A 25,003-nucleotide genomic window follows, 5' to 3' on the forward strand; every position below is an offset into this window, starting at 1 on the left:
ATGGTAGTGTGGGGTTACCCATGTGAGAGTAAGTCATCGCCAGCTCATTATTCTAAACACCCCCTTCAATAGAAGGGGGTGTTTTTTTATGTGGAAAAATTGAAATAAAGATATAAATACAAATATAAAGGGAAATGTATTTTAGAACTCACTGATAAAGATTTTTATATAGTGAGGAACTAATAATAAAAGCCTTCATCAAATCTTCATTGATCTGTCAGAGGAATGACACCATCATGCCGTTTAATCATGAGTCCTTAATTAAGTGATACATATGGATTTATGAACAAGACACTTTTAAGCACAGTACTATTGTCATTTTTAGCCCTTAGCGGTTGTAATGATTCTGATGATAAGATCACCTCAGATCAACAAAATCAGATAAAGGAACCTACACTTGTTTCATTTGCAAAGCTTGATGTAGCTACCTATGCCGATGGACCAGATTCGGGACTTTATGTTAAAGGTGCAAATGGTATTTATCCACCATTTAAAGGTCAGCCAGTTCAAGGATTTTCTGGGGCATTAAAAAATGCTGATGGAACGTATCTTGTAATGTCTGATAATGGATTTGGGGCACAAGATAACTCAGCAGACTACCTATTACGTCTTTATAATATTTCAGTAGATTTTAGAACTGCTAAGACCAACTCAAATAACGTTAAAGTACTGTCTCATATACAGCTTCGTGATCCGAATAAGTTAGTACCGTTCAAAATTGTCAATGAGAGTACGCCAGAACGCCTTTTAACAGGTGCTGATTTTGATCCGGAATCTATACAGCGTGATAAAAATGGCGATATTTGGATAGGAGATGAATTCGGTCCATTTTTACTGCATTTTAGTGCTGATGGTGTTTTAAAGAGTGCTCCGATTGCATTGCCTCATCCTGAAAAAGAAGGAGAGGAGCTTCGATCTCCACAAAATCAACTTCATCAAAGTGCGGCTGAAATAGAAAATGCGCTCGTGCAAAGAAGTGGTGGATTTGAAGGCATGGCTATTTCTCCAGATGGTCAATATTTATATCCAATGCTGGAAAAACCATTAAGCAAGAATGTGCAAAGACATTTATTAATTTCAAAATTTGATATTGCTAAAAAAGCATATACAAATGACCATTACTATTTTGAGCTCGACCCTAAAGCAACAGCAATTGGTGATTTCCAGTTATTTAGTCAAAATGAAGGTGTTGTGATTGAGCGCGATGATTCTGAAAATAATATTGGTGGTTTCAAGAAATTAGTTCGCATACAACTGAATGAACCGAAGCAGTTGGTTAATAAGACTGACTTGGTCAATTTAATGGATATTGCGAATCCAAATCTATTATATGGTACGCCACGTGAGGGCGATATTATGACGGGTGAGCGTTTCGGTTTTCCATTCTTTACCATTGAAGATATTGTGATTGAAGGACCTGATTTAATCACAGTGTTGAATGACAATAATTTCCCTGGTTCGAGTGGACGTAATGCAAAACTTGCAGATGATAATGAAATTATTCAGATTAAATTAGACAAAAAGTTATATTAATTGTTCGAGACCTCATGGATTTTGATCTATGAGGTTTTTTATTAAATTAAGTGAAAAATATCATAATGAAATAAGTACTTTAATAAATTCGTATTTGAGCGAGATATCATCATTACTCACCAATAAAATGATGGAAACACTGATTTTCATAAGTCAAACTAACTTTGGTCTAATGCGATATTTAGATAAAAAGCCTAATTTTGATTGGATTTTAGACTAACGTTCAATTTTTATTAACACAGAATTATGTGAAATTTACCTCACAGACTTTAAGCACACGATTTTGATGCGTCGCTCACAACAATTAAATTCAAAGTTGGTTGGATCGTGCTTAAAGATTATTGAAATACGATCTCTCACAGGAGGTGAGGAATGTCACAGCAAGCAATGAACGTCAATAAAATTATTGACCATGCTAAATTCACACCATTTCACTTCAATGTTGTCGCTTGGTGTTTACTCATTATCCTGTTTGATGGTTATGACTTAGCAATTAATGGCGTAGTTTTACCATTATTGATGGATGAATGGGGTTTAAGTGCTGTTCAAGCAGGCATGCTCGCAAGTACTGCACTTGCAGGGATGATGTTTGGCGCAATGATTTTTGGTTCTTTAGCAGATAAGATTGGCCGTAAAAAAGTCATTATGATCTGTATTATTTTATTCAGTGGATTAACCTTTGCGGGTGGTTTTGCATCCAATCCAACTGAGTTCGGTATTTTGCGTTTCTTGGCAGGTTTAGGGATTGGTGGTGTTATGCCAAACCTCGTGGCTTTGACCTCAGAATATGCACCTCAAAAAATGCGTAGCACCTTGGTAACTACTATGTTTAGTGGTTATGCGGTAGGTGGTGTGATGGCTGCATTATTAGGTTCATGGTTTACACCAAGTTTTGGTTGGGAAATCATGTTCTTTATCGCAGGTATTCCATTACTTTTACTTCCAATTATTTGGAAATTCTTACCTGAATCTTTAACTTTCATCGTAAAAGAAAATCGTCAGGAAGAAGCTCGTCAAATTGTGGCGAAGATTGAACCTAAAGTAAAAGTTGAGAAAGATACAACTTTCGAGCTTGATCAAGTAGATGAGCCTGAATCGGCAACTGTTGTCAGCTTGTTCCGTCGTGGTCGCGCTGTAAATACATTGTTGTTCTGGGTTGCATTCTTTACATGCTTATTAACCATGTACGCTCTCAGCAGCTGGTTACCGAAATTGATGATGGCTGCGGGCTACTCAATGGATAATAGCTTGATGTTCATGATGGTCATGAATGTTGGTGCGGTAGTGGGGATCGTTGGCGGTGGTATCTTGGCAGACCGTTACCATTTAAAACCTGTATTGATGTTCTTAGGTTTAATGGGTGCGATTGTGATGAGCTTAATGGGCTTCCAGTCGAATATGCTGTTACTTTACATCTTGGTGTTCTTGGCAGGTGCTGCATCGATTGGTTCACAGATGTTGTTATATAGCTACGTAGCTCAGTACTATCCATTGGCAGTTCGTTCAACAGGGATTGGCTGGTCATCTGCGATTGGTCGTATGGGAGCAATTGTAGGTCCGATCTTGATTGGTGGCTTACTAGGGATGAACTTACCAGCGCATTTTAACTTTATGGCAGTAGGTTTACCTGTGTTGATTACCGCAATTGCAGTGGCTCTGATTATGAATGAAAGTGAAGCTGAAAAGATTGGTTCAAGTCAGCCAAGTATTGCCAAAGCTTAAATAATTGAATGATTTAAAAGCCTCCGTAAGGGGGCTTTGTAATTTTTATTTTATTTTTAAATTATCTCAATTTCTTATAGTCTTAAGCATCAGTTAAAAAAATAGTGAAATAAAATTGTGGGAAATACATGAGTTTTAAGGAAATAAAATATAAACAAAAAAACTTAACTGTACATAAAGCAGTTAAGAATCCAAATTTTGATAGCAAATCAGTACTAGTTACTGATACATGGGAGTTTGTGGATTTGTGGTTGAATAGACATAATAAAAAAGATGCAAGATTTTTCTGGAATCAAGCAAAAAATTTCTATTATGCAACATTAAATTTGCCTTCAACATCTTCACCACTTACAGCTTATTATTGTTTTTTAAATGCTTCCAAAGCATTATTATTAAGTAAGGGAGTAGGATTTAGTGATTCCCATGGTGTTACTGGCTATTCTAGATCAGGACATACTGCTTTAAGTAATGAAATAGTAAAATTTAAATTAGGTGGAATACTACCAGCTTTATCCTCTCATCTTGGTGAATCAAATACTCGATGCGAGTACAGTCTGAAGGATATTCTTTATAATTTGCCATTTATTCACAGAGCATATAATCATACTTTTCCGTCTCAAACTGAATTGTTTATTCCTATTTTTAATCCTAGGATAGTGAAGTCGACTAGTACTTCTGAAGCGTGGTTTTGCTGTGAGCTATCCGATAATTATAATAATGCCCATACCTATAAGAAATTGTCACAATTCTTTGAAAAAGAGATATCTATGCCTAATAAATCTATTATTAGATTCAAGAATAGATTTAGATGGAAAACAAGTGGCAAGGCACAAAAAGATGGAAGTCTTGCAAGATATATAAATACATATCACCCGAAGATTAGGAAACATGTAATGTATATTAATGGAGTTAATCGTTTATGGTATATAAAAAGAACAAATGTTAATAATTTTATAAGTAGAGGAAATATAACTCTAACTTTTGCAGCAATGCATAGACTATCTGAACTAGCGCGTTATAGCCCAGATAAATTATCAAAGCATTTTGATTGTCAGCACAACTGGCTTCTATCGGAGTTTATTACATGTTCATCTTCTCAATTTATCGATGAAATATCTTCGGAAATTACTGGATATGAATTTATGTTACCTAAAAGAAATTGATAAAAGTCTGATATATTCTTAACAAAGCTATAGAAGATTTAAAAAATCTTGGAAGATAAATATGCAATTCAACTCTATCTCCCCAATCCCTGAAGATGATGATGAACTTCATCTTCCTGAACTCATCTATTGGGCTTCATTAGGCGAAATCACAGAAGTTGAAACAGCTTTAAACAACGGAGCTGATGTAAACCAAATTGATGATGAAGGTTATAGCGCACTTCAAGCAGCCGCAGAGAATGGGTACTTAGATGTAGTACAACTGCTAGTCGCAAAAGGTGCAAATGTTGCTTACAAAGGTCAATTTACTGCATTAGAACTCGCTGAAATGGCAGGCGAGCAAGAAATCGTAGATTACTTAAAAAGTCTGTAAAACATACAAAATAAAACCCCTAAAAAGGGGTTTTAATCGTTTAAGACAGCGTCAATTCTTTATAAATGGCTTCATTAAATGCAGGAATATCATCAGGACAACGTGAAGTAATGAGCGGCCAACCGCCAGTATTACAACGATGCACCTCTTCATCGACCCATTTACCGCCTGCATTTTCTAAATCAATTTTTACTGACTTATAAGACGTCAGATTTTTATCTTTGATACGTTGCGCATCAATTAATGTCCAAGGTGCATGACAAATAGCTGCGATTGGTTTTTGATGGTCAGCAAAAATTTGAATCATTTTTTGAACCTGTGGATGAATTCGCAAGTTATCCGCATTCACCGTTCCCCCAGGAATAATCAGGATGTCATAGTCATTTGCGATGACTTCATCGAAGCTTAAATCAGGTTGAACTTGATCAGAAGGCTCTTGATCCCCAACCACAGTCTGAACAGATTTCTTTTCTTCAGCAGCATGATAGGTTTCAATCCCTTTTGATTTTAAAAATGCTAAGGGTTTGATTAATTCATCTTTTTCAACACCAAAATTTGCAGTAATAAATAAAGCTTTTGCCATGTTCACATCCTCAATCTTTAAAATTTTGTATGCAAGCCGTTTGCACTAGGCTATTCCGTATTGTAGGAACAGCATAAGTTGCTTGCACTTTGGAAATTACAGTCAGAGTTGTTGCGTGACACACTTTAAAACTAACAAATGGAATGCATGAAAGTGTTGTGAAAGCGAAAAAGCATGATGAATAATTGTTTTACAAGCGTGACAACGTGTAGTGTGCTTAAAAAATTCTACGTCTAAGAAAAAGAAAAGCCCATCTTCCTGATGGGCTTTTCTTCGTATCGGCTGCTTTTAGGTATAACTCCTGTCGTACCTCACGTCCTGATGCTCAAACTTATTATTGTTGTTTTTTGTTTGGGAAACTTCCTGTTTCCTGATGGTTTAAGAATAGTGCAGTGTCGTTGATATGCATAGCCGACAATGGAAGAGATGATTGTAGGAAAATGCTTACAAAACAATCTAAGTGATTCATTTATCGTTCAATAGATCAATTTAGCGTTGTAAATTTTCACGAATGAATTGATCACTGTATTTTACCAGCTGATCTAATGCAGGTTGCTCAACAGGGTAGTGCCCGCCATTTTGTAAACTCATCACACGATAAGGTACTTTCAACTGTTTCAAAACAGGTTGGCTCAATTTTAAAGGAGTCCATTGATCCTGTTCAGGTTGAGTCAGTAACACAGGTGCTTGATTAAACTGAGTCAAAGGATATGGTTTTTGGTAATGCATATAGCTGTTTAAAAATTCAACGCTCATGCTATTACCTGCAGATGTTTTGTCTGCCAACATGATGCGTAAGGCTTCAGGGTCATTGGTGAGTTTTGACATCTTTGAAACCAAGGACATAGGTAAGGTGATTTGCTTCAAAGGGGTATGCGCTACTGCTTTCATACTTGGCAAAAGAATAGGGCTTAGAGCACTAAAACGCATAGTTCCTTTTTGAACGTCTTTAAATTCTTGATCGAGAAACGTCATTCCGATGATGCCATCGACATGTTGATTCTGCATGGCCACATGTAGCGTGAGCATTCCACCTGCTGAGAGTCCATAAAGGAAAATAGGACGATCATCTTTTTGCGCTTGTTCGTTCACAAAATCATTGACCAATTTCACCCAATGATCATAACGAATTTCTTTTTTTGAAGGATATTGTGTCAGACCATAACCGGGTAAATCCAATGCGAAGGTTTCATACCCTTTTTGGGCAAGTGGACGCCCAAGAATTAAACTCATCTGACGACCATTTGTACCTACGCCATGTAATAAAATGACTTTGGCTGGCGCTTTAGTATTGGGATAAGCATCGACATGTACACGGTAATCATTCCAACTCCAGTAGTACTCATGTGCTTTGTTTTGGTCATTGATACGAAACTTCGAAGGGAGTCTTTGTTGTAATTGTTGCCAAGCTGCTTGTTGCTGGTAAGACTGTGGAATTTTAGTTTGAGTCCAAGCCAAATTGGAAATTAATAAAGCCATCATGGTGGCAACGGTTGTGAGTATTATTTTGAGCACGATTAAACGCCTTTCGTTTTTTTCAAACACTATAAAAATGAAAAGCAACTTTGTTTATTACCCAAATCATCAGTCGTAAAGGAATCGAGTCAATTGCTAAGCTCAAGTTACTGAAATTAAATGCATATTATTTTTTGTTTAGATTTGGTTGTATGTTAAGTGTACACAACTAGGTCTTAGGTCATCAGTGATGAATAGAAAATTTAAGCAGTTGTATTTGATTGTTTTTTAATCAAGCAAGTTGAGTTGAATTCATGGTAAAATGATCGGCTTTCATCTTTGATCTAATTTTTGATCTTCCATCTGCCAGCCGAGAATTGCTAGCCATGTCTACTGCTTATACCGCTCAGACTGCGCCAAAAGCGTTGTTTGATTACGACAAATATTGGGCGTCTTGTTTTGAACCCGCGCCTTTTTTGCCGATGTCACGCGAGGAAATGGACCAACTCGGTTGGGATAGTTGTGACTTTATTTTTGTTTGTGGTGATGCTTATATCGATCATCCATCATTTGTAACCGGTATCATTGGCCGTGTGCTTGAAGCGCAAGGTTTCCGTGTTGGTATTATTGCCCAACCAGACTGGACGAATGTTGAAGCATTCCGTGTACTTGGTAAACCAAATATTGCTTGGGGCGTATCGGCAGGTAACATGGACTCTATGATCAACCGTTATACGGCTGACCGTAAGATCCGTTCAGATGATGCTTATTCTCCAGATAACCAACCGAATAAACGTCCTGACCGTGCAGCAACAGTCTATTGTCAACGTTGTCGTGAAGCGTTCCCTGATGTTCCTGTTCTGCTAGGCGGTATCGAAGGCTCATTACGTCGTATTGCGCATTATGACTATTGGTCTGACAAAGTTCGTCGTTCTATTTTAATGGATTCAAAAGCAGATCTATTGATGTATGGTAATGGTGAACGCTCAATCATTGAAGTGATGCACCGTCTAGCCAAAGGCGAAAAAATTACAGACATTACTGATGTTCGTGGTACTGCATTTATTATTAATAAGCATAACCGTGCAGCGAAAGCTAAATTTGTTGAGATCGCATCAAATGATGTCGATACCATAGGCCGTGTTGATCCAATCATCAATCCATATGTGATGACCGAAGATATTGATGGCTGTGAAATTGAGAAAGACAAAGGCAACAGCTTAACGCAGTATCAGAATTTCCAAAAAGAAGTGGTTAGCAATCCGATTGTTCGTGAAGGCGACAATTTGGATGCAGATACGCAAATCGTGCAGTTACAGCCATCATCTAAGGCGATTAAACATAAATTGCCACCACGTGAATTGGCTGTGATTCGTCTGCCTTCTTTTGAAGAAGTTGCCAATGATCCAGTGCTATATGCCCATGCAAACCGTATTTTGCATCTAGAAACCAATCCAGGGAATGCGCGCGCACTCGTGCAGAAGCATGGTGAGCGTGATGTCTGGATTAATCCACCGCCAATCCCACTAACCACAGAAGAAATGGATTATGTGTTCGACTTGCCTTATGCACGTCTACCACATCCATCTTATGGAGATGCGCGTTTCCCAGCGTTTGACATGATCAAATTCTCCGTGAACATCATGCGTGGTTGTTTTGGTGGTTGTACCTTCTGTTCGATTACGGAGCATGAAGGTCGAATTATTCAAAACCGTTCTGAAGAATCGATCTTACGTGAAGTTGAAAAGATTCGTGATACGGCGCCAGGCTTTACAGGTATTATTTCGGACTTAGGTGGTCCGACAGCCAATATGTATCGTTTGGCATGTAAAGATCCAGAAATTGAAAAGAACTGTCGTAAGCCATCGTGCGTGTTCCCAGGTGTTTGTCAAAACTTGCATACTGATCACGCACCTCTTACGCAGTTATATCGTAAAGCTCGTGCTTTACCAGGTATTAAAAAGATTTTGATCGGTTCGGGTCTACGTTATGACCTTGCAGTATTGAACCCTGAATATGTCAAAGAATTAGTCACGCATCATGTCGGTGGCTACTTAAAGATTGCACCTGAACATACCGAAAAAGGCCCGCTCAATAAAATGATGAAGCCGGGTATTGGGACGTATGACCGCTTTAAGCAAATGTTTGATCGTTTTAGTAAAGAAGCAGGTAAGGAACAATATCTTATTCCTTACTTTATTGCGGCGCATCCGGGTACAACCGATTACGACATGATGAACCTTGCAATTTGGTTGAAAAAGAATGGTTTCCGTGCTGACCAAGTACAAACCTTCTATCCATCACCAATGGCAACTGCGACCACCATGTACTACACCGGTAAAAATCCGCTTGCGAAAGTGGCACGTTATACTGAAGATGTCGACATTGTAAAAGGTGAAAAACGCCGCCGTTTACATAAAGCTTTCTTACGTTACCATGATCCAAATAACTGGCCTTTACTGCGTGAAGCTTTGAAAGAAATGGGTCGTCAGGACTTAATTGGTAATTCTAAGCAACATTTGATTCCGACGTATCAGCCTCAGGGCACGGATGGTCAATATCAATCTGCACGTAAGAAAAATTCAACTGTTGCAGGTGATTCACAAAAACGTACGGGTCAAACCGCTAATCGTGGTCAATCACAAGGACAAAATAATCGTCCGAAGAAAGGCCAAATCTTGACACAGCACACTGGTTTGCCACCACGTGAGACTGGAGATCGCAAAAAACCTTTTGGCGAGGGGAAACCTAAGGGTAAATCCAAACCCAAGTCTCGTGCATAAATGATAATTTCTTTCAAAAGGACGCTGCGGCGTCCTTTTTTGAACATTTTCTATACAATATTTTTGATGATGCTCATTTTATCGGAATATTGGGCTTGATTTGGGTAAGTCTCTTTTTTATTTTAAAATAATCATTTAAATTAGTAGTTTAGTGAGGTTTTGAGTTTTTCATTTCAGGTGATATTGTATTATCTTCAAATGAAATTTTCATCATTGTCCAACAATTATGTAATAGTGTGATGTGGTTCATGTTTTAAACTATAGCCAATAAGTGCAGAACATGTTTAATATAAGCTTGGTCTGAAGCGCTTTTCACTTGGACTATGCGATGTATAACATCAGCATAATGAAACAATAATAAAAGTTGTGTTTTTGAAGTAGTTTAAAAAAGAAATTAACGATAAGAATTCAAATAAGGATACTAGTCATGGATATCATGATCATCGCGAGTGTGATCATACTCGCTGTGGTGTTGTTCATTGCTTATAAAGGATTAAAGCATCAACAACCCTCTGATAGCATGCTCCGTCAAAGAGCAGTGTTTAGCCCCTATCAGCAAGTAACTTTCAATCGTCTTAAAGAAATCATGCCAAATGCGCATATTTTGGCACATGTCTCTTTTGACGCCTTACTGACCACAAAGTTACCGCGTACACGCCGTAAATATGAGTCAATGTTTGCTGATTTTGTGGTGATGAATAAGGATTGTAAAGTTCTTGCCATTGTCAGTTTAGAAGATAAATTTTCATTCAAACGTGGACATACTTTACAGTTTCAAAATGCATTACTTGAAACCGCGGGATACAAAGTGATCTCTTACCATGCTGTCCCAGAATATGTGCAGTTAAGACGTGATTTTTTGGATGAATACACTGAGGATATGCCAATTGAATGGGGAGATGAATCCGTGATTGAGCATAAATTAGAAAAGTATAGTGCTGGGCGATTGGCAGATATTCGCGCATTTAGCTAATCATCTTTGAAATAAAAAAGCATGCTCAGGCATGCTTTTTTTTATCAAGGTTTCGCGGCAATTACCGTTAGCTCAACAAGAACATCGGGATGATACAGTTTAGCCTCTACGCATGTACGCGGTAGAGCTTGAATATCAGAAACCCATGCATCCCAAACTTCATTGAATGCTGCATAATCTTTGTCAATATCTTTTAGATAAATTGTCACAGACATGATATGGCTTTTATCTGTACCTGCTTCAGCCAATAAACGGTCAATAATGTCAAAGGTTTGTTGTGACTGTCCACGAATGTCGAGAGACGTATCTTCTGCTAACTGACCTGCCAGATGAACGAAGTGACCAAAAATAGCAACCTCAGAAAAACGTTTTTGAACGTGTAAACGTTGAACAGACATAAAGCTCATCCCTTATAGATATAAATATAGATTATGAAATGCCGTATAGGATTTAGAAAGTATAGGGTAAGTGGAACTATGAATTCGGTTTAATTGCTGTATCTCTGAAAGTTTATTTTTATGGGAGGAGATCAGAAATATTTGGAGGAAAAAGACATTGTACCCATTCAGATTAGAGTGCCCTGTAATATTCGGATGGATTGTCACGCCAATCACAGGACAAATGTGTTAGATATAGGTCTTCTAACAACATCTCAGCAGACACATGGGTAAATGTATTGCGCGATTAGATTACTCTAAAAAGGAAAAAAAGGCGAAAAAAATTGACTTAATTTTATTCTTTTGCATGAAAACTAGACGAAATTTACAATCCGAATAAATTGAGTTGCGTGTCTTGTTGTTTTTCTGAAAGTTGATACACCCCAACACCAATGAGTCTAAACTGATATTCATCAGGAATATTCATTTCCATTAACAATAATTTGAGTGCAAGTTGCAAATCCTCTATGTGATTGAAAGGTTGTTTAAAGCTTTTAGAGTGTTGTAAAACTTGAAAATTTTTAAGTTTGAGTTTGACGCTGATACCTCTAGCGATCATTTCCTTGTTTTGAAGATTTTGCCAAACACGAGAAAGCAGTGAAGTCCAAAATTGATCACATTGGTTTAAAAAAAGATCTTCATCAAACGTGGTTTCTTTAGAAATTTGCTGTCTTTGGCGTTCGCTTTGAACAGGTCGCTCATCGATCCCTTGAGCATAGAGAAATAATTGTTTGCCATATTTTCCGAAATGATGAGTGAGAAAGTTTTCTTCGACCTGCTGTAAATCCCCAAGTGTTTCGAGTTGCAAAGCTTTTAATTTTTCCTGTGTGACCTTACCTACACCGGGGATTTTTTTGAGTGGAAGATCATAGATGAACTGTTGCACCTGATTGGGTTTGATCACACAAATGCCATTCGGTTTATTCCAATCAGATGCAATTTTGGCTAAAAACTTATTTGGTGCAACGCCTGCTGAGGCGGTCAATCCAGTAAGCTGAAATATTTCATCACGAATATGCATCGCAACTTCAGTAGCGCTTGGGATCTGCTGTAAATTTTCAGTGACATCTAGATATGCTTCATCCAGCGATAAGGGTTCGATGATGCTGGTATGTTTTTGAAATATCTTATGAATTTGGGCTGACACATGTTGGTATTTAGAAAAATTTGGCTCAATGACGATCACTTGTGGGCAAAGTTTTTTGGCTTGTGTCATCGACATGGCCGAACGTAAGCCATACTCACGAGCTGGGTATGATGCTGCTGCAACGACGGCTCGTGGGTGATGAGATGCAATGACCACAGGTAAGTGTTGTAATTCTGGACGCTCTCTAAGCTCCACAGAAGCGTAAAAAGCATCCATATCGATATGAATTATCTTTCGCAAAATGTTCAATCAATCATGAGATGCCTTAATTTTAACCCATAATTAAGGCATCGTTGAGCTGATTATTGGGTATGCGTAAGGCTCCGTCAGTAAAGTCACCTTTCGACCTTGATGCTGTGCATGATCAATCACGAGTTGTAGGCTTTTCGGAGAATGATCTGCTATTCGTGGTAGAAACTCTAAAGGCTGTGAAAGTGGTTTAAAGAAATTGTCCCAATGAATTGGAATGACTTCTTTCGGTTGTAACTGATCAATGGTTTCAGCGAGATACTGTTGTTGAAACTCGGGTGATTGTTTTGAAAGCTGAGCAATTCCTAAAAACAAGACATCTACATTTAACTTTTGAAATTGATTAGGAAGCGCACCTGTGCTGGCTTTAACTAAAATTTTGTGATTATTGTGCTCAATCAAGTAGTCAAAGCTACCGCCTTCTTTAAACTCATAAAAACGTGCTGGCTGAGGCAGTGGATGCAGAATCTCTTCACCTAAATCATTGTTCACTGCTGTAGGTGGCGTATGTTGTGAGGGAATAGGCGTAATACGAAATGCACCCAATTGTAGTGCTTGAAAAGGCACAGCCAGTTTCAATTGATGCTCAGGCACTTTGCCGCCTCGTGCTATATTTAGTGTACTCAACGAACCAATGATGTGAGTTTTTGGGAGTGAACTTCCGAGCACTGAAATATCCAAAGCATGATCATAGTGACTGTGGGTCACCAATATGGCTTTGAGGCGTTTAAGCTCATGGTCCTGAATCATATTGTGAAGCAGTGCTTGATCACTGGAGAGGCGTTGTAAAGCAATGTTCATGAGAGATGGTCGACTAAAAAAACCATCAATTAGAATTTGTGAATTACCATCATCAAATAGCAATGTGGAAACGCCAAAAAAGCGAACATTTAATTTTTGTTCACTGACGGGTTGGTCTATTTTAGCCTTCCATTGATTAAATTCGGAGAGCTTTCCTGATGGTTGCCATAAATAAAAAAACGCAGCCATGAGCGAGACAGCCAAAAGACCAACCACTGTTAAAATCCCTTTTTTAAGCGACATCATGTCATCCTTATAAAGCGTAACTCGCTTGCTTGAGCCCAGCTGCACTCTATTTTTTTGTTAGATCTCTTTAGTTGTAACGTACTGACTCCTTAAGATTTATGGCTCAATTTGATTTAATTTTAGAAATTTTATCCAGTCGTTTTGATCGCCATTAAATACATTCAAATCCACTGGTGTAGAAATACCCTTAATTTTGCCTTTATTGGTGTATTGCCAAAAGATCCAATCTGGATTGTCTTTTAATTCAGGTTGAGTGGTGTATTCACGTACCCAGAGTGGGGTATCTGTAAAAGCGCCAGCAAGTACGATGTTATAGAAGGCTTTAGAAACATAAAAGATAGGTTGTTTGCCATAATGTTGATGCAGCAAATCGTGCATAACATCGATTTCATGTAACAGTTGTTCTTTGCTATAGGTATTGATGCAATTGCTGTCGTATTCCAAATCAATGACTGGGGGAAGGGCATCTTCTTTACGTGGCACAGAATCAATGAAATTTAATGCCTGAACTTTACCATCACGGCAAAGTCGATAGAAATGATACGCTCCGACTTTAAAACCATGCTCGCGTGCTTTGAGCCAATGATCCTGAAATTTTCGATCTTTAAAGTCGCCACCTTCTGTCGCTTTGAGGTAGACAAATTGATATTCCTTTTTGGGAATTTGTGACCAGCGAATTTCTTTTTGATGATGTGAGACATCAAATCCTTTGATTGGATATTCTTGAGCTGTTGCTGGTTGAAACGGCAAAAAGAAAAAGCTCAATAATCCGACCATGAGTGCGATCAGGGCTGCACCTAAAAGGGAAGTCCACAAGATAATCTTCTGCGAATAGATATGCTGCTTATTTTTTGAATTCATGAGCACTTAAAGATTGGTGCGAAATATGATTAATATCATAACGCGAATAAACGTAAATGGTAGCGACAGTATCTAGAATCCATATTCATTAGTCATCATCCATTTCTTTCGGAATTTTCCAAAAAATAAACATGGTAATAATATTAATTGAGCCCATTAAAATTAATGTCCATTGGAAGGCTTGTTGCATTTGTGCAGTACCAAGATAAGCGGTGAATACATTGACCAGTGTACCTGCAAGCGCTACACCAATACTCATGGATACCATCATAATCATCGAGAGAAAACTGTTACCACTACTAGCATCTTGTTGAGGCAAATCCTTTAAGGTTAGCGTATTCATAGAAACAAATTGCAGTGAGTTCAACATACCAAAAATGAAGAAATGTAATGTTCTTAGCCATAAAGGTGTTTCGGCTGAGGTGAGGGCAAAACTTGCAATACATAAGCCAATAAGGCAGGTATTGACTAATAACACCCGACGATACCCAAATCGTTGAATAATTTGGCGAATGATCGGTTTTGATGCCAGTGAACCCAATACCGTTGGAATCATAAGTAAACCGGTAATAAATGGTTCAAAACCAAAAGCAACTTGTAGCATTAAGGGGATAAGAAAAGGCATCGCATTGCCGCCTAAGCGGGCAAAAAAGTTGCCTACAATACCAATCGCGAAAATTTGATTTTTGAATAGTTTCCCACGAAATAGAGCATTTTGGTGGGTATGGGCATGCACCATGTACCAAGCACTTGCAGATAAACCAAACACAATAAGAACAATACTCCACCATAGTGGAAGATAGGGGCTAGCAAAATTTTCAATCCCTAAACTTAAGCCAACCATCGCGATCACTAATAATAAGAAGCCAAAAAAATCAAATTTAGCAACATGGGTCTCGGTCACATTTGGCATGGCTTTAAATGTGAGAAAAACTCCAATGAGTCCAATAGGAATATTAATTAAGAAAATCCACTCCCAAGTCACGTACTCCACTAGCCATCCGCCAAGAGTAGGACCGATTAAGGGGCCAATCAGACCTGCAAGACTCATCAGAGACATGGCTGCAAGGAATTGCGTTCTAGGAATGATTTTCAACATTGCAAGACGCCCAACTGGAAGCAGTAAAGCACCTCCAATCCCTTGAATCACTCGGAAAAATAAAAGCTCATTTAAATTAGAAGAAAATGCACATCCGAGCGATGCCAAAGTGAAAATGATAATTGCAGAAAAATAAACATTTCGGACACCAAATCGGTCAGCCAGCCAACCACTGAGTGGAATACAGGCTGCGACTGACAATACATAAGCCACCACGACACTATGCATGTGTAGAGGATCTTCATTGAGGTGATGAGCGATTGCAGGAATCGCAGTATTGATGATAGTTGTGTCTAGACCTTGCATAAAAAAGCCGATCGAGACCAAAAACACCAATAATCTAAACTCAGGCTGTAAGGGTTGGTGTGCTGTGCTGCTCATCTTGTAGGATCATATTAGTAAGTTAATATTTTAAAACAGTTTCTCAGTATCACTTGTGGTTTATTTACGAAGGATTTGCAACAAAATTGCAATCTAATGGTCACAGCATTGTCATCGCATGGTCATAGAGTTGTTGCCAACAACATCATAAGAAGATTAAAAAAATGAAGCTAAAGTCTAACGCACTTGTGATCGCAATGTGTGCATTGGGGCTAGGGGCATGTAATGATGACACTAACAATATCACATCAGTACCAAATATTACGCCTGAATCGATTGAACTCAACTATCTCAGTCGTACAGAAAGTCGTGGTTTTGCGGTCAGCGCAGCAGAGATACCTGCCTATGATGCACAAAGCCAAAGATTGTTTGTTGTAAACGCAAAAGAAGGCGTGGTTGATATTTTTGATTATCGCCAACCTCAGCAACCTAAATGGATTGGCTCTTTAGATGCTAAATCTTATTTAACAGACTCAGAAGTAAATAGTGTTGCTGTAAAAAATGGAATTGTTGCCTTGGCTGTACAAGCCAAAGATAAAACAGATCCAGGAATCGTGGCACTTTTTAATGCCAATGATTCGAGCTTTATTGCCCAAGTTCCAGTGGGTTCTCTACCCGATATGCTGACCTTTAGTGCAGATGGTAAAACCTTATTGGTGGCGAATGAAGGAGAGCCATCTCATGATTATGCGATTGATCCCGAAGGTTCGATTTCAATCATTGATCTCTCAAATTTGAACAAACCAGTTGCAAAAACAGCTGACTTCAAAGCCTTTAACAGTCAAGCACAGCTATTACGTAATCAAGGTGTGCGAATTTATGGTCCAAATGCAACAGTAGCGCAAGATTTTGAACCTGAATACATCACACTCAGCGCAGATGGCAAAATTGCATGGGTCGCATTACAGGAAAATAATGCCTTAGCTAAGGTGGATGTTTTAAATGCCAAAGTCATGGCTGTTTATCCGCTCGGTTTTAAAGATCATGGCTTACAAGGTCATGGTTTAGATGTCAGTGATGCCGATGGTGAAAATGGTCTTGCGAAGATCAATATTCAAACTTGGCAGCATGTTCGTGGCTTATATATGCCTGATGCGATCTCAAGTTACGAAGTCAATGGTAAAACGTATATTGTCACTGCCAATGAAGGGGATGCTCGTGCTTGGGGTGAAGATGATCCTGAATATTGGGGAGAGAGATTGAAGGATAATCCGAATGCTCAAGGTAATATTAAAAACGGTTTTGTTGAAGAATGGCGTGCGAAGCATCTATTCCATAAAGATGGTTTCGACAGACGGCAAGGGGAAGATCTGCCACCACAATTAAGAGCACTGGCGAAAGGTGCTGAATTGAATCCTCTGCATTTTGCATATTGTGGAGCGATCGATGGCGATGCTAAAGGATGCCGTGAAGACAAGATGTTTGGTCGTTTGAATATCACTTGGACTGAAGGTTATCAAAAGAATACTGATGGCACACCTAAACTCAATGCTCGAGGCAATTTGGTTTATGATCATTTATATAGCTTCGGGGCACGATCTGTCAGTATTTGGACAGAAAATGATGCACAAACAGGATTAGAGCTGGTTTGGGATTCGGGTGATGATTTTGAACAATATATTGCTCAGCACCATCCTGAGATCTTTAATGCAAACCATGAAGAAGCAGGGGACGATAATCGTAGTGACAATAAGGGACCAGAACCAGAAGGCGTGGTGATCGGTCAAATCGGTCAGAAAACTTATGCATTTATTGGTTTAGAACGAGTTGGAGGCGTGATGGTATATGACATCTCCAATCCTGCCCAACCCCAATTTGTGCAATATATTCATTCGCGAAAACTTGATGCAACCACTGCCGATATCGAGACAGGTCAGGCAGGAGACTTAGGTCCTGAAGGATTAACCTTTGTTTCCGCAAAAGAATCTCCAACGGGTATGCCTTTACTGATTGTAGGGAATGAAGTCAGTGGTACTACAGCAACGTATCAGATCACGTTGAAATAGAGCCTGATCGTGTAGATGTATGATAAAAGAGCCATATGGCTCTTTTATTTTTTACTCGTCATTCGTAATACTCTAAAGTCTTGTTGAATTTAGACCACGAATTGTTCAGGGCATTTCATGTTTGCGATGGCATTGATGATTTGATGTGAATGCTCGCATACGATGATTTTTGCACGATGTTGAGCAGGTAGAAAACCTTCTTCTACTGCATGATCGAGTTGTGCAATCAAGGCATTATAGAATCTATTGACGTTATAAATAATCATTGGTTTTTGGTGTTGATTTAACTGTCCCCAAGTTGCGATTTCTAAGATTTCTTCAAATGTACCTAAACCTCCCGGGAGCGCAACAAAAGCACTAGCACGTTCAGCCATCATGGCTTTGCGTTCATGCATTGTTCTTACCACGTGAAGTTCTGTTAACTGATTATGGGCAACTTCATAATCAAGCATAAATTCAGGAATAACACCAACAACTTCACCATGGTTTTCAATGACTGTATCTGCGACTTGTCCCATTAATCCGATACTTGCACCGCCATATACGATGTCAAATCCTTGCCTTGCAATTTTTTCAGCCAAAGCAATGGCTTTTTGTTGGTAAATAGGGTTATTGCCAAAACGAGAACCACAATAAAGTGCAATAAGGCATTGAGTTGCTTTTGATTTAACTGATGTATCGGTCTCTAAGGTGTTATTAAGAACGCTTGTATTCATATTTATTTACTCACCTTTTTTAAATGAACTTTATCATGCAGTTTAATCTAAGCAAGAAAGGTGACAACTGTATAGATAAATAAGAATTTTTTGAAATATTTTGTAGTTTCATTCTAAAATGATTGATAAAGCCAATCTTGATTCACCGAAAAAATAGTGAATTGCAATAAAATCTTTTCTATACTGAAAATCTGTTCGGCAACCAATACATCAATATGAGTAGTGATCGACATCGCTCAATAGAACAAAATATTATTTATTTTCTAAATTTAAATACTGCATTTATAACTTTGCCTCATCACTTTGGTTTAAATGAATCCCATCTTCCTGAAACGTGGGAGTGTAACTCATGATTTTTGAATGGATGTCTGATCCTTCCGCATGGGTGGGACTCTTAACTTTAATTATTTTAGAAATTGTTCTCGGGATTGATAATCTCGTCTTTATCGCGATTTTGGCGGAAAAACTGCCGCCTGAGCAACGCAATAAAGCCAGAATTTTAGGCTTAACGCTCGCGCTTGGCATGCGCCTAATCCTTTTGGCGTCAATCGCTTGGATTATCACGTTAACGAATCCATTATTCCATATCTTTGATCATCCGTTTTCAGCCCGAGATCTTATTTTGATTTTTGGCGGTATTTTCTTGTTAATGAAGGGAACTTTAGAACTACATGAACGTCTAGAAAGTAAAGTTCATGTTAAAGAAGAAAATCCTGTTCATGCTGCATTTTGGATGGTCATTGTACAGATCGTGGTATTGGATGCAGTGTTCTCACTCGACAGTGTGATTACAGCAGTCGGTATGGTCAAAGATCTTTCGGTCATGATGATCGCCGTAATTATTGCGATAGGAATCATGCTATGGGCCTCTAAAGCCCTCATGGACTTTGTGAATAAGCATCCAACTGTGGTGATTCTGTGTCTATGTTTCTTGATGATGATCGGTTTCTCATTAGTTGTCGAAGGCCTAGGCTTCCACATTCCGAAGGGTTATCTATACGCTGCAATTGGTTTCTCTGTCCTGATTGAGTTTTTAAATCAATTGATGCGCCGTAACCAAGAAAAAACGGTGACAACGACTGATTTACGTTTCAAAACAGCTTCTGCCGTCATTCGTATGCTTGGTGGTAAGTCAAAAACGGCAGATGCTCAATCGGCAAATACGGATGATGTTTTGGCTACCCAAGCGTTGGTAGAGGAAATGTTCTCGGATGAGAATGCGGTATACCAAAGCGTGATGTTGCAAGGTGTATTAGGTTTATCTGAGCGACCAGTCAAATCATTAATGACCCCACGTCCAGAACTCGAATGGATCGATTTAGATGACGATCCTGAAAGTATTAAACATCAAGTGCTTTCTATGAAACATTCACGTTTGATCGTTGCACATGGCGAGCTAGACAATATTGCTGGGGTGGTGCTCACGCATAACGTTTTGAATGACTATATTGAATCAGGCGATTTTAATTTCGAAAAACACATTCGAGAGCCTGTCATTGTCCATGAAAGCGCTCAAGTCTTAATGGTGATGGATCAATTGCGTCAGGCACCCTTACAAATGGCGATTGTTCTCAATGAATATGGTTCCATTGAGGGTATTGCAACACCGATTGATATTTTAGAAGCGATTGCGGGTGAATTCCCGAACGAAAATGAAATAGAAACTGCAGTTGAAAGCTTAGAGGATGGTTCACTCATGCTCGAGGGTTCAACTGATATTCGTCATATTTCATTATTGCTTGATCGTGATTTAGTTGATGAGTCAGAACAGTATTCTACGCTGTCTGGTTATATCTTATTCCATTTAGGACATTTACCTGAAAATGGAGAAACCTTTGAAGCAGAAGGGTATCTATTTGAGGTGGTTACAATGGATGGTCATAAAATCGAAAAAGTACATATTGTACCCATCGTAAAACAAGACCCATCAGAATGATTTAAACTCAGTTAAAATAGCATCTGATTAGGTGCTATTTTTTGGAATATTGATGTCCGAACTCAATTGTCCTTGCGGGCATGGAATTTATACACACTGTTGTGAACCTTTACATCGTGGTCAGCGCGTTGCAGAAAGTGCTGAACAGCTCATGCGTTCTCGCTATAGTGCATTTGCTAAACATGAAATCGACTATATTGTGAGTACCACAGCATCAGGTCAGCAAAGTCATTTAGACATTGCTGCCATTCGGGATTGGGCGATGAGCAATCAGTGGTTAAAATTAGAGGTTATTCAGCATTTACCTCGTCTGGATAAAACCCATGCTCAAGTTGAATTCAAAGCACATTACCAACATGTCGATCAGGTACATGTCCATCATGAAACCTCAAATTTCGTATTCATCAATAGACAGTGGTATTTTTTAGACCCAACGACAGATCAAACTGTGACGATGAAGCAGCCTTGTATTTGTGGATCAGGAAAAAAATTTAAGCAATGTTGTGCGCGATTTCTCTAGAATTAATTTTTAATTAACTTAGAATATTGCGCATTAAAAACCCTCATTTGGAAGTAGGGCAATGTTACTCACCGTTATTTATATTATTGCGATTACTGCGGAAGCGATGACAGGCGCCTTGTCTGCAGGTCGACGAAGTATGGATTGGTTTGGTGTCATTATTATTGCCTGTGTGACTGCTTTGGGCGGAGGATCAGTTCGTGATGTTTTGCTAGGGCACTATCCTTTAACTTGGGTGAAACATCCTGAATATCTAGTACTTACATGTTGTGCAGCATTATTTACGATTTTTATCGCAAAATGGATGCGACATCTACGTTCGGTATTCTTACTTCTAGATGCCTTAGGTCTGATAGGTTTTACCATTATTGGTTGTCAAATTGCGATTCAAATGGAGCAGGGTTTCGTGGTTTGTGCAGTGGCAGGTGTATTGACAGGCGTTTCAGGGGGTATTTTACGAGATATCTTATGTAACGATGTGCCTTTAGTCTTCCGTCGCGAACTTTATGCCAGTATTTCTTTTGTTGCGGTCATTTTCTATTGGGGCTGTATCGAAGTCGGTTTTTCACAAGATATCACCATTATTTCTACTCTTGTTTTTGGTTTCACATTGCGTTGTATCGCAATTTACTTTGGCCTTGAAATGCCAAAATTTATTTATAAAGATGATGATGAACAGTCGGCGTCATCAAAAGATGTAAATTAAACTTTTTACACTCATCTTTCAAAATGGCCGATAATGTGATCGGTCATTTTTATATGGTTCTTTAGAAAATAAAAAAAAGCAGTGTTGAGAAAACAGCGATTGTCATTGGTTGTATTTAAATCACTCCTCACAGAGAGCATGCTATGGATTTAATCTCACGAATACAGCGTTTACCTATTGGTAAATTTCACTACACCTTGTTGTGGGTGATTGGATTAGGCTGGATGTTTGATGCAATGGATACTGGACTAATTTCCTTTATCTTGGCGAAGATGGCTGAAGACTGGCAAATGACGCCTGCTGAAAAAGGTTGGGTTGTATCCATCGGCTTTGTGGGAATGGCGATAGGTGCAGTATTCTCTGGTGGACTGGCGGATCGAATCGGACGTAAAGCAGTATTTGCTACGACATTGGTCATCTATAGTATAGCAACAGCTCTTTGTGCTTTCGCACCAAATTTAACATGGTTATTAATCTTTAGATTTATTGTAGGTTTAGGCTTAGGCGGACAGTTACCAGTTGCCGTGACTTTAGTGAGTGAATACATTCCAGCCCATGTTCGTGGTCGCTTTATTGTGTTACTTGAAAGCTTCTGGGGGCTAGGATGGTTATGTGCTGCACTGGTTTCTTATTTTGTCATCCCTAAATTTGACTGGCATGTTGCATTTTTATTGGGTGGTTTGCCTGCACTTTATGTCTTCGTCATTCTAAAAAAAGTTCCGGAATCTGTTCCTTACTTGATCAATCGAGGTCGTATTAATGAAGCGCACGCGATTGTGCAAAAAATCGAGCGACAGTGTGGTGTCGAAGTCATCGAAAAAATTGAAGTGAAACCAGTTTCAACACATTCAAATGTCAGTTTTGGTCAGTTATGGTCAAGCGGTTTCGCTAAGCGCAGTTTAATGCTGTGGTTAATTTGGTTTGGGATTGTTTATTCGTATTACGGTATTTTTACGTGGTTACCAAGTCTTTTAGTCAAAGAGGGATATACCATTGTGCAGTCTTTTGAATATGTTCTCGGGATGATTTTAGCACAATTGCCAGGTTATATTGTCGCGGCATGGCTCGTTGAAAAGTTAGGGCGTAAAGCGACGCTTTCAGGCTTTATTGCAATGTGTGCAGTATCAGCATATTTCTTTGGGCAGGCTGATACCGTAGCGATGATCATGTTCTGGGGATGCTTGATGTCATTCTTTAATCTTGGTGCATGGGGCGTTTTATATACCTACACGCCTGAACAATATCCTGCAAATATTCGTGCTTTCGGATCAGGATGGGCAGCAGCAATTGGGCGTATTGGTGGGATTGTTGCACCTTTAGTGGTTACCCATATGATGGTGGCTTCAAATGGATTTAGCCAAGTATTTATGATGTTTACCGCTGTATTATTGGCAGTTGCAGCCGTGATCTTGGTGCTCGGTGAGGAAACCAAAGGTAAGACACTTGAGTCTATGGGGATGTAAATCTGTGAAAAAAGAGGAGCTAAGCTCCTCTTTTTTAGACCCATTTTTGACGTGCTTTAGTTAAGTCAAAATGTAATGTGTTCGACACTTGCTGGAGATTGAATTTTTCTTTATCTTCAGGGAGTTGAATTAAAATAGGCAAAGCTGATACCCCATTGTCGCCATTGACAAAAGCATAGTGACGCTCAGTCTGATTAATTGAAATCAAACTTTCAAACTCAAGGTACACCGTCGTTTCATCATGTTTTTTGGGCACTTTCACGAGATCTAAATATGCAATTCGTCGATTATTAATTCCAGCCAATTTAAGCGCTTCAAGATCCGATTTTAACTTTTCAGTTTTATCAAACATTTTTTGAAAGAATCCTTTGTTTGATTGGCTTTCGAGTTCTCTTTTCTTCTGATTGAAAGCAATTTGATTGACTTTATGTTGGTCTAGAGCATCGGCAATAATTGTTTTAACTTGCTCAATCGCTGCTTGAGATTTGCTATGACTTGCCGCATAAGACTCTGCATCTAAACTCACAAAAATAGTATGTCGTCTTTTTTCCATCAATTTTAAATAGGATAAAATTTTATATTCGAAAATTTGAGCTTGAGTATTGAAGGCGATAATGGGTTCACTTGAAAAGTCTTTATAAAAACTCGCAATATCAGAGAACAGACGATGCATACTGATAAAACAATAATCAAACTCATCAGGGTGACGAATTGAATGACGCAGTGCATATTGAAAAGGTTGCAAGATCTCAAGAGTTAAAGCTTTTTCGAAATCTAAAAGGCGCTCGTTAATGACTTGTTCGACTGAAAATCCAGAGGCATCGAGCGGTTTTTTGAGTAACGGTAATAACAGATCAAAATTGACGTTATGAAATTTTTCCATCAGATCCAAAATAGGAGTCGTGATCTGTCGTTGAATAGTAATAATTCGACTGACTTGCCATTTAAATTGTTCTAAATAACTTGGATCATTTAAACGTTTCTTATCCAACACCACGCCATTTAGGTAAACTCGATCTTCAAGACCTAGCTTTTCTTCCATTAAAAAGCGGCGGATAGAATATGGGTTCTGTCTAAAGTCATGAATGGTCGCGACCAGATATAAATACTGACTGCTTTCAATAACATCAAAATCACGAATTTTTTGTTCTTGAATAATAAAGTCTTGGAATAATGGATGGCTAATTTGCTTCAGTTGTCTCGGGAGGATGGTTTTGAACCAATAGCCTAAAATTTGATGTTTAATATGAACTTCAAGAATAAAAGTACGAATTTCTTCAGCTGTTAAATGTCGGCAATTATCAGGAACATTTAAGTCGAGTGTTTTGATGATATTTGCAGCATCATATAAAAAAGTTTTTCGTAGGAGTTGTTTGTCTCTAAGAAAACTTTGATCTTCTTCTGTTTCAATACGATCAATTTGATTTTGTACAGTTTCTAAGTAATCGGCGATTTTAATTACGTCTTGATATGATTTAAGCGTTTCTAAAGTGGCTGCGATCTTTTCAGCCAAAGTTCGCATTTTCGGTGAGATTAAATGACTGCTTAAATCCTGAAGACCAACAATGCCCTTAAAAGTGAATGATTGTCGATGTTGATCCCAGTAAATATTCTTCGCAGTCAGGAATTGTTCCTGTATCAGACCTTGTATTGGTGCGGGAACACTATTAAAAATATTTTTTAAACGCGTTTGCCAATGAACATCTAGATTAGGGTCAATTTGAAATAATTTTGAGCGAAGATCATAAGGAATGTAATTATGCATGTTTGTTCCGTTCATACGATGAGCGTATGTAAAATCATTTGTTATAAAGTTGTGTTTTGATTATTGTATATTCAATAAAATTAAT

Annotated in this window: 20 protein-coding genes; 11 read left to right on the forward strand and 9 right to left on the reverse strand. The window is 38.5% G+C overall.

Annotation, left to right across the window (positions count from 1 at the left end; genetic code table 11):
- Window positions 1-282 precede the first annotated feature (282 nt).
- The 4 genes from AC1M9M_RS08035 to AC1M9M_RS08050 all read left to right on the forward strand — a co-directional run bounded on the left by AC1M9M_RS08035 (window position 283) and on the right by AC1M9M_RS08050 (window position 4,791).
- Window positions 283-1,533, forward strand: a complete 1,251-nt coding sequence (locus tag AC1M9M_RS08035) for an esterase-like activity of phytase family protein (protein ID WP_481596082.1) — start codon at window positions 283-285, stop codon at window positions 1,531-1,533.
- Between the two features lie 372 nt (window positions 1,534-1,905).
- On the forward strand, window positions 1,906-3,255 hold the full coding sequence (locus AC1M9M_RS08040; protein WP_481596083.1) for an aromatic acid/H+ symport family MFS transporter: 1,350 nt from the start codon (window positions 1,906-1,908) through the stop codon (window positions 3,253-3,255).
- A gap of 128 nt (window positions 3,256-3,383) precedes the next feature.
- Window positions 3,384-4,418 carry a YaaC family protein gene (locus tag AC1M9M_RS08045; RefSeq protein WP_481596084.1) on the forward strand — a complete coding sequence of 345 codons (1,035 nt, stop codon included), beginning with the start codon at window positions 3,384-3,386 and terminating at the stop codon, window positions 4,416-4,418.
- Between the two features lie 61 nt (window positions 4,419-4,479).
- Window positions 4,480-4,791 (forward strand): ankyrin repeat domain-containing protein, encoded by a 312-nt coding sequence (locus tag AC1M9M_RS08050; protein ID WP_481596085.1) that lies wholly within the window; start codon window positions 4,480-4,482, stop codon window positions 4,789-4,791.
- Window positions 4,792-4,831: 40 nt separating this feature from the next.
- Here the strand turns inward: AC1M9M_RS08050 and AC1M9M_RS08055 are convergent, their stop codons facing one another.
- Both AC1M9M_RS08055 and AC1M9M_RS08060 read right to left on the reverse strand, forming a co-directional pair.
- Window positions 4,832-5,374, reverse strand: coding sequence for a type 1 glutamine amidotransferase domain-containing protein (locus tag AC1M9M_RS08055; RefSeq protein WP_481596086.1), 543 nt, complete (start codon window positions 5,372-5,374; stop codon window positions 4,832-4,834).
- Window positions 5,375-5,863: 489 nt separating this feature from the next.
- Entirely contained in the window at window positions 5,864-6,889 is a 1,026-nt protein-coding gene (locus AC1M9M_RS08060; RefSeq protein WP_481596087.1) for an alpha/beta fold hydrolase, read from the reverse strand.
- 326 nt (window positions 6,890-7,215) lie between these two features.
- Between AC1M9M_RS08060 and AC1M9M_RS08065 the strand changes: the two genes are divergently transcribed.
- Window positions 7,216-9,612: a YgiQ family radical SAM protein gene (locus AC1M9M_RS08065; RefSeq protein ID WP_035268131.1), complete on the forward strand. Its 2,397-nt coding sequence runs from the start codon at window positions 7,216-7,218 to the stop codon at window positions 9,610-9,612.
- A gap of 427 nt (window positions 9,613-10,039) precedes the next feature.
- On the forward strand, window positions 10,040-10,585 hold the full coding sequence (locus AC1M9M_RS08070; RefSeq protein ID WP_092767397.1) for a DUF2726 domain-containing protein: 546 nt from the start codon (window positions 10,040-10,042) through the stop codon (window positions 10,583-10,585).
- Window positions 10,586-10,629: 44 nt separating this feature from the next.
- On the opposite strand, the gene AC1M9M_RS08075 is transcribed toward AC1M9M_RS08070, so the two are convergent.
- The 5 genes from AC1M9M_RS08075 to mdtD all read right to left on the reverse strand — a co-directional run bounded on the left by AC1M9M_RS08075 (window position 10,630) and on the right by mdtD (window position 15,806).
- Window positions 10,630-10,983 (reverse strand): RidA family protein, encoded by a 354-nt coding sequence (locus AC1M9M_RS08075; protein ID WP_481591509.1) that lies wholly within the window; start codon window positions 10,981-10,983, stop codon window positions 10,630-10,632.
- A gap of 364 nt (window positions 10,984-11,347) precedes the next feature.
- Window positions 11,348-12,409, reverse strand: coding sequence for a DNA polymerase IV (dinB, locus tag AC1M9M_RS08080; RefSeq protein ID WP_481596088.1), 1,062 nt, complete (start codon window positions 12,407-12,409; stop codon window positions 11,348-11,350).
- A 42-nt stretch (window positions 12,410-12,451) separates the two neighbouring features.
- The gene (locus AC1M9M_RS08085; RefSeq protein ID WP_481596089.1) at window positions 12,452-13,462 is read right to left on the reverse strand and encodes an MBL fold metallo-hydrolase; all 1,011 of its coding nucleotides are present in this window, start codon (window positions 13,460-13,462) and stop codon (window positions 12,452-12,454) included.
- 99 nt (window positions 13,463-13,561) lie between these two features.
- Window positions 13,562-14,326, reverse strand: a complete 765-nt coding sequence (locus tag AC1M9M_RS08090) for a glycoside hydrolase family 25 protein (protein WP_481596090.1) — start codon at window positions 14,324-14,326, stop codon at window positions 13,562-13,564.
- 88 nt (window positions 14,327-14,414) lie between these two features.
- Window positions 14,415-15,806 carry a multidrug transporter subunit MdtD gene (gene mdtD, locus AC1M9M_RS08095; RefSeq protein WP_179998909.1) on the reverse strand — a complete coding sequence of 464 codons (1,392 nt, stop codon included), beginning with the start codon at window positions 15,804-15,806 and terminating at the stop codon, window positions 14,415-14,417.
- A 164-nt stretch (window positions 15,807-15,970) separates the two neighbouring features.
- Here mdtD and AC1M9M_RS08100 point away from each other — a divergent pair, with 164 nt between their 5' ends.
- On the forward strand, window positions 15,971-17,812 hold the full coding sequence (locus AC1M9M_RS08100; RefSeq protein WP_481596091.1) for a choice-of-anchor I family protein: 1,842 nt from the start codon (window positions 15,971-15,973) through the stop codon (window positions 17,810-17,812).
- Between the two features lie 89 nt (window positions 17,813-17,901).
- Here AC1M9M_RS08100 and AC1M9M_RS08105 read toward each other — a convergent pair whose 3' ends face one another.
- Window positions 17,902-18,528: an LOG family protein gene (locus tag AC1M9M_RS08105; RefSeq protein WP_481596092.1), complete on the reverse strand. Its 627-nt coding sequence runs from the start codon at window positions 18,526-18,528 to the stop codon at window positions 17,902-17,904.
- Between the two features lie 349 nt (window positions 18,529-18,877).
- On the opposite strand from AC1M9M_RS08105, the gene AC1M9M_RS08110 reads away from it, so the two are divergent.
- From AC1M9M_RS08110 to niaP, 4 genes are all read left to right on the forward strand, one after another.
- Window positions 18,878-20,464, forward strand: coding sequence for a TerC family protein (locus AC1M9M_RS08110; protein WP_035268121.1), 1,587 nt, complete (start codon window positions 18,878-18,880; stop codon window positions 20,462-20,464).
- A 52-nt stretch (window positions 20,465-20,516) separates the two neighbouring features.
- Window positions 20,517-20,984 carry a YchJ family protein gene (locus AC1M9M_RS08115; RefSeq protein ID WP_373687195.1) on the forward strand — a complete coding sequence of 156 codons (468 nt, stop codon included), beginning with the start codon at window positions 20,517-20,519 and terminating at the stop codon, window positions 20,982-20,984.
- A gap of 61 nt (window positions 20,985-21,045) precedes the next feature.
- A complete protein-coding gene (locus AC1M9M_RS08120) occupies window positions 21,046-21,690 on the forward strand; it encodes a trimeric intracellular cation channel family protein (protein WP_035268119.1) in 645 nt (214 codons plus the stop codon).
- Between the two features lie 143 nt (window positions 21,691-21,833).
- Window positions 21,834-23,153, forward strand: a complete 1,320-nt coding sequence (gene niaP / locus AC1M9M_RS08125) for a niacin transporter NiaP (protein WP_481596093.1) — start codon at window positions 21,834-21,836, stop codon at window positions 23,151-23,153.
- A gap of 34 nt (window positions 23,154-23,187) precedes the next feature.
- On the opposite strand, the gene AC1M9M_RS08130 is transcribed toward niaP, so the two are convergent.
- Window positions 23,188-24,918 (reverse strand): hypothetical protein, encoded by a 1,731-nt coding sequence (locus AC1M9M_RS08130; protein ID WP_092767373.1) that lies wholly within the window; start codon window positions 24,916-24,918, stop codon window positions 23,188-23,190.
- Window positions 24,919-25,003 lie beyond the last annotated feature (85 nt).

It is taken from the genome of Acinetobacter sp. ANC_7503 (assembly GCF_056780035.1).